A 10,981-nucleotide genomic window follows, 5' to 3' on the forward strand; every position below is an offset into this window, starting at 1 on the left:
TGCCGAGCACGGTGTCTCCCGGCTCCAGCAAGGCCGCCAGTACCTGATAGTTGGCAGTCGACCCCGAGTGTGATTGCACGCCGGCGTATTGCGCACCGAACAGCTCACGCGCTCGGCGCACAGCCAGGGCTTCGACCCGGTCGGCATTCTCGCAGCCGGCGTGATGACGCCAGCCGGGCGTGCCCTCGGCGGTCACGTTGACCAGCAGCGAGGCGGACGCCGCCAGGATATTCGGCCTCACTGCGCAGGACGAAGCGGCCAGCGACAGCGTCTGGTGTTGGCGCGTGACTTCCGCATCCAGCAACCCTGCCAGCTCCGCGTCTTCTGCCCGTAGATCCGCCAGCCCTCGTTGCAGCAGGTCGGCCTGGTGGGTAAGTGGTTGCGTGTCGACTGCCATTGTCCTGTGTTCCTTCCCTGAAAATCCCGTGCGCCTTTCCGTTGGGCGCAGGGCAATTAAGCAGAAAAATGAACATTTTCCAAATTAAATGATTCTTTTTGGCCGCACACAGGGGGACAAGGCGCGGTTTTTCCTGGCTGGATGATGGCCAATCGCCAAAAAACTGATCACGGTCTTTATTCTTGTGGCAGGCGCATGCAACACTTCGCGCCGCGGCGAAGCACGCACCCCCAGCGCAACATGGACGCTCTGTGTAGAACATAAGGAAGTGGTGGGCATTTGATTCACAGAAAAGAACGCACCGAGTATTTGAAGAGCAATATCAAATACCTGATCAAGAGCCGCGGAGAGACGCAGCTGTCGTTGTGCAACGCGGCCGGCCTGACCAGAACCACGATCTACAACATTCTGGAAGGCAAGGTCGTCAACGTACAGCAGTCCACCATCCGCAAGATCTCGGATTTCTTCGGCGTTTCCTATGAAGAAATCGAGACCCTCGACTTCGAAGAAAAAGAGATCATCGACAGCAGTATTTCCCCCCAGGGCAACATGAACCCTGCTGCCGTGCCGATCATCAAGCAAAGCCAGGTCATGGCGAGCATGGACAAGCGCATTGGCGAACTCGCCACGCTGTACCCGCTGACCTACTACTTCGGCACTTCCTACAACTTGATAGCCGTGCTGCTGGAACATGCGATTGCCGGCGTCAACGAGCCGGGCGATTTGTTGATCGTGCAGAAAGGGACGTCGAGCGACGACAAGGAAAAGTTGGTGTACGACAGGCTCAGCAAAAAACTATTTATCACGGATCAAGCGTGTGTCAGCTCGGATCGTATCTGTGTGGTGGGAGATATCATCGAGGAGCGCTTCAATGACAACGTATGAGCACGAAGTCGAGAACAGCAAATACAAGTTGCTGGGGTTCGAGAATGACAAGAGCCTGGCGGTGATCATGGTGATCGCCACGGGCAAGATCATTCGGATAAAGCTGAGCGAAGTGCTGAACAGCGAAATCATGGACAATTTAAACAAAATGGAAGTCAAGAACATGTACAAGAAGTTCTACTCACAGGGCGGAGCGCTGACCGCGTACGACCTCAACGACCGCAACGAGAACTCATGGATGATTTACATCATCCTGAACCTGCTGCTCTTTACGTTCTATATCTTCACCAGCATCGCCGCGACCAAACCTATCTACCTGGAGTCGCTGGGCATTATCGTCACGCCCGGCACGTTCCTTTACCCGCTGACGTTTCTGATCGTGGACTTGCTCAACGAACAATTCGGCCTGCGGCTGGCGAGACGGGCCATCCTGTTTGCGTTTGCCAGTAACGCGATGATCATCATCCTGCTCTACGGCTCGACCTTCCTCCCCGGCTTGCCAGGCTGGAAGCTCGACGGGCCTTACAACGACGTGATCATCCAGGTGTCGTCGGTGCTCATCGCCTCTTCGGTTTCGTTCCTGGTGTCGGAGAACATCAACTCGTACCTGCTGTGCAAGATCAAGGAGCTGACCAATTCCAGGTACCTGTTCCTGCGGATTTTCCTGAGTACGTTCTTCGCGGTGATCATCGACAGTTTCCTGTTCTGCTTCATCGCGTTCTACGGCGCCATGCAGACCAGCGACATCCTGAACATGATCTACGTGCAGATCGCGATCAAGGTTTGCTTTGCCTTCTTCAACATCCTGCCGGCCTATGGCGCCCGCTCGCTGTTCAAGCGCTACATCACGGGCGATACCCAGGCCCAACCACACGCCAGCTGATGATCGTTCCCACGCTCTGCGTGGGAATGCCGCGTTGGACGCTCCGCGTCCGCCTTTGTGACGCGGAGCGTCACGGGATGCGTTCCCACGCGGAGCGTGGGAACGATCGACATCACGCCAGTTTGCTTTTCAGGCTCTGCATGACGGCTGCCTTGTTTTCGAGGTAGTCGTTCAATCCACGTGCGCGAAGGTTGCACGCGTCGCAGTTGCCACAACCCGTACCGATAATGCCGTTGTAGCAGGTCAGGGTCTGGTTGCGGATCAGGTCCAGCTGCTGGTGATCGTCCGCCAGGGCCCAGGTCTCGGCCTTGTTCAGCCACATCAACGGCGTTTCCAGGCGCACGTCGTATTCCATGCCCAGTTGCAGCGCTTTGTTCAGCGCCTTGACGAACTCGTCCCGGCAATCGGGATAGCCGGAGAAGTCGGTTTCACACACCCCGGTGATCACCGTTTCCGCCTTGACCTGGTAGGCGTAGATCGCCGCGAGGGTCAGAAACAGAATGTTCCTGCCTGGCACGAAGGTGCTCGGCAAACTCTCGCCCGAGCTGTTCACCGTGGGTACCGGAATGTTGTCGCGGGTCAGGCTGCTGATGGCCAGCTCGTTCAACAGCGACACGTCCATCACTTTGTGAACGGTGGCGCCCAGCTGTTTGGCGAGTTTCTGTGCGACTTCGATTTCCGCCACATGGCGCTGGCCATAATCGAAGGTAATGCAGTGCACCTCGTCATACAGCGCCAGTGCCTGGATCAGGCAGGTGGTCGAATCCTGCCCACCACTGAATACGATAACGGCTTTTTTACTCATCACGCTGCTTCCTGCATTTGTAAGATTTGGCATAGTTTAAAGGCCCCTCAATAAAAAACCCCGCGCTTCTTTCGAAGGCGGGGTTTTTTACTGCTCGATCACTCAGTGAGCGTACGTCAGCAGCAACTCTTTCGGCACCTGGAAATCCAGGGACATCATCACGCTCAAGGCGGTGATGGTGAAGATCGAGAAGACGAACAGCTTGCGTGCCCAGACGGTGTCATCCACCGCCTTGTAGCCGGTCCAGGCCATGTACAACCAGTACATGCCCATGGCGGCGGCAACGGCGAGGTAGCTCATGCCGGCGTAGCCACTGAAGGTCAACATCAAGGTCGCCACGAGGAAGGCCAGGATGTAGAGCAGGATGTGTTTCTTGGCGACCTTGATGCCACGCTTGACCGGAAGAACCGGAATCGAGGCAGCCAGGTAGTCGTTGAAGCGGAAGATCGCGATGGCATAGGAGTGCGGCATCTGCCACAGGCTGAACATCACCAGTAGCACCAACGCGGCCATGTCGAAGCTATTGGTCACAGCCACATAACCAATCACCGGCGGCATCGCCCCCGACAGACTGCCCACCAGCGTGCCGTGAACCGACTTGCGCTTGAGGTACAGGCTGTAGAAGCCGACGTAGATGACAAAGCCGATCACGGCAAACAGCGCCGCCAGCGGGTTGGCCACCTTGTACAGCAACACCACGCCGGCGATACCCAGGATGGTCGCGAAGATCAGTGCCAGTTTCAGGGAGATAAGGCCCTGGACCAGCACACGATTCTTGGTGCGTTCCATCTTGATGTCGATATCGCGGTCGATGCAGTTGTTGAATACACAACCGGAAGCTACCACCAGGGACGTGCCGATCATCGCAGCCAGGAAAATGGCCAGATCGACATGCCCCTTGGAGGCCAGGAAGAAACCGCCTGCCACAGAAAGCACGTTACCGAAAATGATCCCCGGTTTGGTGATTTGGATAAAGTGCTTAAGCGACATCGGGTCTTACCTCACTTCGCCATCATGAACGTATGGATGCTGAACATGATCCATACCGACAGGCCAACCAGCAGGAGGATCACCAAACCTGCGAACACGAACGCAATCACGTTATCGCGCTGAGCCTTCGAGCGGTCCAGGTGCAGGAAGTACACCAGGTGAACCAGGACCTGGATCACCGCGAACGCCAGGACGATCATCAAGGTGATCGACTTCGGCAAGGTTGGGTACATCACCAGGCCGAACGGGATCAGCGTCAGGATGACCGACAGGATGAAGCCAATGGCGTACGACTTGACGCTGCCGTGGCTGTCATCATGGCTGTCATGGGAATGTGCATTAGCCATTACAGAGTCCCCATCAGGTAGACAACGGTGAAGACGCAGATCCAGACCACGTCCAGGAAGTGCCAGAACAGGCTCAGGCAGCTCAGGCGAGTCTTGTTGGTGTTGGTCAGGCCATGTTTGTTGACCTGATACATCATGGTCGCCATCCAGATCAGACCGGCAGTCACGTGCAGACCGTGGGTGCCTACCAGCGTGAAGAACGCCGACAGGAAGCCGCTACGGTGCGGGCCGTAACCTTCGGAGATCAGCAGGTGGAACTCGTTGACCTCCATGCCGATGAAGCCCAGGCCGAACAGGAAGGTCAGTGCCAACCAGCTCAGGACGCCTTTCTTGCTGCCCTTGTAGAAGGCCAGCATGGCGAAGCCGTAGGTGATCGAGCTGAACAACAGCAAGGCGGTTTCGCCGAGCACGTAAGGCAGTTCGAAGATGTCGTGGCCCGACGGGCCACCCGCTACGTTGTTTACCAGTACCGCGTACACCGCGAAGATCGACGCAAACAAGATGCAGTCGGTCATCAGGTAGAGCCAGAAACCGAATACGGTCATTGGCCCCGAGTCGTGGTGATGGTCATCGTGCCCATGGTCATCGACATGGGCGTGTCCAGCATTGGTCACTAAGTTCGACATGGTTTAAGCCTGTTCCAACGAGGTTTCAACACGGTTGGCCGGGATCTTCTTCTCGGCAACCAGGCGAGCGTGTTGCTCGGCTTCGATGCGTTCGATCACGTCGACCGGCACCATGTAGCCTTGGTCATCACGGGCAGCGTGAACGATGAAGTAGCCGATGGTGCCCACCAGGCTCACGATGGCCAGCCACCAGATGTGCCAGATCATCGCGAAACCGAACACGGTCAACAGCGCGCCCATCACAACGCCGGTAGCGGTGTTGTTAGGCATGTGGATCGGTTCGTAACGCGCAGGCTTCTGGTACGCAGTACCGTCTTCCTTGGCTTCGGTGAACGGATCGATGCTGTCAGCCTTCGGCAGTACGGCAAAGTTGTAGAACGGCGGTGGCGATGAAGTCGACCATTCCAGGGTGTGTGCATTCCATGGGTCGCCGGATTCGCACATGTTCTGCTTGCGATCACGCACGCTGACATACAGCTGGATCAGCTGGCAGGCGATACCCACAGCGATCATCAGTGCACCCACCATGGCAACGTACAGGTACGGTACCCACTCAGGGTTGGTCGTGGCGTTCAGACGACGGGTCATGCCCATGAAGCCCAGAGCGTAGAGCGGCATGAACGCGACGAAGAAGCCCGAGATCCAGAACCAGAATGCAGCCTTGCCCCAGCCTTCGTGCAGCTTGAAGCCGAACGCTTTCGGGAAGTAGAAGCTGAAACCTGCGATGTAGCCGAATACTGCGCCGCCGATGATCACGTTATGGAAGTGAGCAATTACGAACAGGCTGTTGTGCAGTACGAAGTCAGCACCCGGGATGGCCAGCAGTACGCCGGTCATGCCGCCGATCGCGAAGGTCACCATGAAGCCCAGGGTCCACAGAACCTGGCTGGTGATACGCAGACGACCGTGATAGATGGTGAATAGCCAGTTAAATAGCTTCACCCCCGTCGGGATGGAAATCAGCATCGTCGCCAGTCCGAAGAACGCGTTGACGCTGGCCCCCGAACCCATGGTGAAGAAGTGGTGCAGCCAAACCATGAAGCCCAGTACCGAGATCGCGCCCGAGGCGTAGATCATCGAGTGGTGACCGAACAGGCGCTTGCCCGAGAAGGTCGAGATCACTTCGGAGAAGATACCGAACGCTGGCAGGATCAGGATGTACACCTCAGGGTGACCCCATGCCCAGAACAGGTTCACGTACATCATTGGATTGCCACCAAGTTCATTGGTGAAAATGTGGAAATCCAGGTAACGGTCAAGCGACAGCAACGCCATGGTTGCAGCCAGGATCGGGAACGATGCAACGATCAGTACGTTGGCCCAGGTGCAGGTCCAAGTGAAGATCGGCATGTCCATCAGCTTCATGCCAGGGGCGCGCATTTTCAAGACGGTGGCCAGGAAGTTGACCCCCGTCAGTGTCGTCCCGAGTCCTGATAACTGTAGCGCCCAGATGTAGTAATCCACACCCACGCCCGGACTGTAGGCCAGGCCCGACAATGGCGGATACGCAACCCAACCGGTCTTGGCGAATTCGCCGACGCCCAGGGACAGGTTGATCAGCACTACGCCGGATACCAGCAGCCAGAAGCTCAGGGAGTTCAGGAACGGGAACGCAACGTCACGCGCACCGATCTGCAGCGGCAAGGCAAGGTTCATCAGGCCGGTGAAGAAAGGCATCGCCATGAAGATGATCATGATCACACCGTGGGCGGTGAAGATCTGGTCATAGTGTTCAGGAGGCAGGTAGCCAGGCGAACCCTCGGTGGCCATGGCCAACTGGGTACGCATCATGATGGCGTCGGCAAAACCTCGCAGCAGCATGACCATGGCAACGATGACGTACATGACGCCGATTTTCTTGTGGTCGACCGAAGTCAGCCACTCGGTCCACAGGTAGGTCCACTTCTTGAAGTAAGTGATACCTGCAAACAGTGCCAGACCACCCAGCGCGATCATGGCGATGGTCACCATCACGATCGGCTCGTGGAACGGGACCGCATCCCAACTTAATTTACCAAACATCGTTTACTCCTCTGCCCCAGCAGTTGAATGCGAGCCCGTGTCAGAACCTTCAACCGCGGCCACTTCTTTCTTCTCGTGCTCGATCGGCTTGCCTGGCTTCATACCTTCGTACTTGTCGACGATTTTCTGAAACAGGTCCGGCTCGTACGTGGAGTACAGGGCGACTGGGTTGTTCTGGCTTGGTTTGGCAAGGGCGTCGTATTCAGCTTGATCAAGCTGTTTAGGTGCGGCCTTGACTTCGGCTACCCAGGCGTTGAAATCTTCCTGGCTCGTCGAGATCGCTTTGAATTTCATGCCGGTGAAGCCAGCACCGCTGTAGTTGGCGGAGATGCCTTCCATTTCAGCTTTCTCGTTCGCGATCAGGTGCAGACGGGTCTGCATGCCTGCCATCGCGTAGATCTGGCCACCCAGTGCAGGGATGAAGAACGAGTTCATCACGGCGTCGGAGGTGATCCGGAAATTAAGCGGGGTGTTCTCCGGGAACCGGATCTGGTTCACAGTGGCGATACCCAGGTCCGGGTAGATGAACAGCCACTTCCAGTCCAGCGCGACCACTTCGATGTTGATCGGCTTGACGTCGGAGTCCAGCGGACGGTACGGGTCCAGCTCATGGGTCGACTTATAGGTGATGTAACCCAGGGCGATGATGATGAGGATCGGCACCAGCCACACCGCGATTTCAATCTTGGTGGAGTGCGACCACTTCGGCGCATAGGTGGCGCTGGTGTTCGACGCGCGGTATTTCCAGGCGAACGCGAACGTCATGATGATCACGGGCACCACGACCAACAGCATCAGCAGGGTGGCGGTGATGATCAGGTTGCGTTGATCCAGACCGACCTGACCTTTAGGGTCGAGCAAGGTCCACTTGCAGCCTCCCAGCATTAACATCATGCCAAGCAGCGGCAAAAAGCCTAGTAATCGGGGGTACCTGTTTTTACTCATCTCACGACCTCTAAAGCAGCTTGCGCAATGCAGTTGGGTTTTGATCGCCAACACTTCACCCTGCCAAGGGTTGGCATTTCTCTTCGATTGAATAAGGGCCTGCCCGTCGCACCTTGCGCGAATCGACACGTCCCGGGCTAGCGGTGAGTTCTTATTCGAATTCGTTGGTCAAAGGCCTTGTTACAGACCAATTCCATTTGGTGCGGATAGTTGAAAGGCTGCCGGCACCTGGGGTCGCATGAAACGTTACATCCGCTTCTCGACCGCCCTAGTTTGCTCAGGGGTGAGCAGCACCGGACATTCAGTGCGGGCGATTGTAGTTAGCTAGCGATGTATAAACCATGTCTTATCCAGAAATAATTTTTATCGTTTCCAGCAATAATCCTTCACCATTATTGCAAAGGTCCGCGATCGTATCGCGTTTGATTCTCGACAAAAACCACAAAAAATGCCGTGTTATTGGGCAATCTGCCACATCCCTTACAGCCTGTAAGGGCATCGAAAACGGATCCAAGTCCCCTAAAAACAAGGCATTCGGACATCGGGCAATGTCGCCGACCGCACGCCACTCGCGGCGTCGGCCAGACGACGAACTGACAGCCATAAAACGCCGCTTCATGCAAATTTATGGCGCGTTTACGAGCGTCAGAAACGTCCTGCGACAGCTTCCGTGTGACAACATGTCGCACGCTGCGCACACCCAAACTTGCCCCGCGTCACGGCCTCTTCACAAATGCCTACAAACAAAAACGCCCCAGCCTTCTTTAGAGGAAGGCCGGGGCGTTGAGTTGTAACCGCTTAGGCTTTGCCCTGGCGATTACGGTAAATGCCCAGTGGCACCAGGATCACCGTCAGCACAAAGGCCACCAGCGCCCACTGGGCCAGGGACAGGCCGAGCACGGGCGGGTACGGCGTCTCACAGAAGCCGTCGACCTGGAACCCCAGGGGAAACACCGAGGCCAGCGGCAAGCCATCGACAATCGGTTGCAGCACGTCGATGCCGCAGCTGACCTTCGGAAAGAACTGGATGTACACGTGATAGCCGGCAGCGGCGACGCCCCCCAGGGCGCTGAGGGTCACCAGTGCTTCAAACACCGTGACACTGCGGGTGGTGCGCATGGCGGCACCGATGAAGGCGAAGATCGCGATCAGCAGCAAGGCATAACGTTGCAGGATGCACAGCGGGCAAGGGGCCTCGCCCAGCACCACCTGCATGTACAGCGCCCCGCCGATCAGCGCCAGGCAGATGATGCCCAGCAGTACCAGAAAGCGTCGCTCCCTGCCCAAACGCAATTCGTCGATCATCCCCGTTTCCCTTTAGCCAATGATGGTTGTGCCAATGGCCGCAAGTTTACACGCGGACGGTGAAAGTTGAGCAGTTGGCGTGTGGAGGTTTAAACACGAGGCATTAACAGGAGATTAATCAGGGAAAATGGAGATCAAAATGTGGGAGCGGGCTTGCTCGCGAAGGCGGTGTATCAGACACACATTCAGTGACTGACACTCCGCTTTCGCGAGCAAGCCCGCTCCCACATTTTTGACCGAGTAAGTTATTCCAGAGCCGACGCCGGCCCAAAGAACTCATACCGGCTCTGCGCTTCCGGCACACCCAGGGCCTTCAAGTGACGCTTGATCGCCGCCATGAAGCCTTTAGGCCCCAGGAAGTACGCATCCACATCGCGCTCCTGCGGCAGCCACGCCGCCAGTTGCTCCTGGCTCAGCATCCCGACCTTGTCCGCCGCCGGGCTCACGCCATCATCCTCGGCGTAGCAATAGAAGCGCTTGAGCTGTGGATGCTGCGCCGCCAGGCCGTCCACCCATTCGCGGAACGCATGCACGCCGCCATTACGCGCGCAGTGGATAAAGTGAACCGGACGCTCGGTGGCCAGCGCCGCTTCGAGCATCGGCAATGTTGGCGTGATGCCCACGCCGCCGCTGATCAGCACCAATGGCTTGTCGCTGGCCGCCAGGGTGAACTCCCCCGAAGGCGGGAACAGATCGATGGTCGCACCCACATGGAACTGGTCATGCAGGTAGTTCGACACCCGCCCACCGGCTTCGCGCTTGACGCTGATGCGGTACTGGCCCGAATCGCCACGCGCCGACAGGGAATAGTTGCGGCGCACTTCCTCGCCCTCCATCACCAGCTTCATGCCGATGTACTGCCCAGGCTCGGCGGCCAGGATCGGGCCGTTATCCACAGGCGCGAAGTAAAACGAGATAATTTCCGCGCTCTCCTCCACACGCTTGACCAAGGTGAACGGCCGCGCGCCACGCCAGCCGCCCGGTGCTTGTTCCTTCTCTTTATAGATAGCCGCCTCGGCACCGATCAGGATGTCGGCCAATTGGCCATAGGCGGCGCCCCAGGCACTCATCACTTCAGGGGTGGCGATTTCGCTGCCCAGCACTTCGGAAATTGCCCGCAGCAGGCAGGTACCGACAATCGGGTAATGCTCCGGCAGGATCTGCAGGGCCACGTGCTTGTTGATGATCTTTGCCACCAGATCGCCCAACTGGTCGAGTTGGTCGATATGCCGGGCGTACATCAGCACGCCGTTGGCCAAGGCCCGGGGCTGGTCGCCGCTGGCCTGGTGGGCCTGGTTGAACAGCGGACGTACTTCTGGGTATTCGGACAGCATCATCCGGTAGAAATGGGTGATCAGGGCTTCGCCGCCACTTTCCAGCAGGGGCACGGTGGATTTGACGATGGCACGGTCTTGGGCACTAAGCATGGCAGACTCCTGAGTCTTCTTACTGAATACCCTTTACTACTCAGTATTCATGCCAACTAATAAATCCTTATAAATCAAATGCTTAATATTAATGTAGTCAGTATGACTTCCTACGTTATATAGTCACTATGACCACAAGGAGTCATTATGACTGCGAAGCCGCTGCTCACCACCCTGCTGCCCCTGGTCGCCGACCTGTCCCGCGAGTTGCCCGAAGGCGAGCGTTACCGGCGCCTGCTCCAGGCCATGCGCGCCCTGCTACCCTGCGACGCGGCCGCCCTGCTGCGCCTCGACGGCGAATGGCTGGTGCCGCTGGCGGTGGATGGCTTGAGTACCGACACCCTCGGCC

The 10,981-nt window shown here is 57.3% G+C and carries 10 protein-coding genes and 2 pseudogenes; 3 read left to right on the forward strand and 9 right to left on the reverse strand.

The window, feature by feature from the left end:
• Positions 1 to 397, reverse strand: a pseudogene (glyA, locus tag HX846_RS19755) (serine hydroxymethyltransferase); the annotation flags it as partial.
• A gap of 279 nt (positions 398 to 676) precedes the next feature.
• Here glyA and HX846_RS19760 point away from each other — a divergent pair.
• Positions 677 to 1,282 (forward strand): helix-turn-helix transcriptional regulator, encoded by a 606-nt coding sequence (locus HX846_RS19760; protein WP_003216382.1) that lies wholly within the window; start codon positions 677 to 679, stop codon positions 1,280 to 1,282.
• Positions 1,269 to 2,165, forward strand: coding sequence for a queuosine precursor transporter (locus HX846_RS19765; RefSeq protein WP_003216380.1), 897 nt, complete (start codon positions 1,269 to 1,271; stop codon positions 2,163 to 2,165). The genes HX846_RS19760 and HX846_RS19765 overlap by 14 nt, the downstream gene beginning before the upstream one ends.
• Positions 2,166 to 2,277: 112 nt before the next feature.
• Here the strand turns inward: HX846_RS19765 and queC are convergent, their stop codons facing one another.
• The 8 genes from queC to hmpA form a co-directional block, all read right to left on the reverse strand.
• On the reverse strand, positions 2,278 to 2,970 hold the full coding sequence (gene queC, locus HX846_RS19770) for a 7-cyano-7-deazaguanine synthase QueC (protein ID WP_003216378.1): 693 nt from the start codon (positions 2,968 to 2,970) through the stop codon (positions 2,278 to 2,280).
• A 102-nt stretch (positions 2,971 to 3,072) separates the two neighbouring features.
• The gene (gene cyoE / locus HX846_RS19775) at positions 3,073 to 3,960 is read right to left on the reverse strand and encodes a heme o synthase (protein ID WP_003216376.1); all 888 of its coding nucleotides are present in this window, start codon (positions 3,958 to 3,960) and stop codon (positions 3,073 to 3,075) included.
• A gap of 11 nt (positions 3,961 to 3,971) precedes the next feature.
• Positions 3,972 to 4,307, reverse strand: a complete 336-nt coding sequence (cyoD, locus tag HX846_RS19780; protein WP_003216374.1) for a cytochrome o ubiquinol oxidase subunit IV — start codon at positions 4,305 to 4,307, stop codon at positions 3,972 to 3,974.
• Positions 4,307 to 4,933 carry a cytochrome o ubiquinol oxidase subunit III gene (locus tag HX846_RS19785; protein ID WP_008435616.1) on the reverse strand — a complete coding sequence of 209 codons (627 nt, stop codon included), beginning with the start codon at positions 4,931 to 4,933 and terminating at the stop codon, positions 4,307 to 4,309. The genes cyoD and HX846_RS19785 overlap by 1 nt, the downstream gene beginning before the upstream one ends.
• Positions 4,934 to 4,936: 3 nt before the next feature.
• On the reverse strand, positions 4,937 to 6,955 hold the full coding sequence (gene cyoB / locus HX846_RS19790) for a cytochrome o ubiquinol oxidase subunit I (RefSeq protein ID WP_003216371.1): 2,019 nt from the start codon (positions 6,953 to 6,955) through the stop codon (positions 4,937 to 4,939).
• 3 nt (positions 6,956 to 6,958) lie between these two features.
• A complete protein-coding gene (gene cyoA, locus HX846_RS19795) occupies positions 6,959 to 7,900 on the reverse strand; it encodes a ubiquinol oxidase subunit II (protein WP_008435619.1) in 942 nt (313 codons plus the stop codon).
• 798 nt (positions 7,901 to 8,698) lie between these two features.
• Positions 8,699 to 9,205 carry a disulfide bond formation protein B gene (locus HX846_RS19800; RefSeq protein ID WP_008435621.1) on the reverse strand — a complete coding sequence of 169 codons (507 nt, stop codon included), beginning with the start codon at positions 9,203 to 9,205 and terminating at the stop codon, positions 8,699 to 8,701.
• A gap of 245 nt (positions 9,206 to 9,450) precedes the next feature.
• Positions 9,451 to 10,632 (reverse strand): NO-inducible flavohemoprotein, encoded by a 1,182-nt coding sequence (hmpA, locus tag HX846_RS19805; protein WP_178965948.1) that lies wholly within the window; start codon positions 10,630 to 10,632, stop codon positions 9,451 to 9,453.
• A gap of 147 nt (positions 10,633 to 10,779) precedes the next feature.
• Here hmpA and HX846_RS19810 point away from each other — a divergent pair.
• Positions 10,780 to 10,981 (forward strand): annotated as a pseudogene (locus HX846_RS19810) (nitric oxide reductase transcription regulator); the annotation flags it as partial.

It is taken from the genome of Pseudomonas sp. K5002 (assembly GCF_013386655.1).
In the GTDB taxonomy this organism is placed as follows: Bacteria; Pseudomonadota; Gammaproteobacteria; order Pseudomonadales; family Pseudomonadaceae; genus Aquipseudomonas.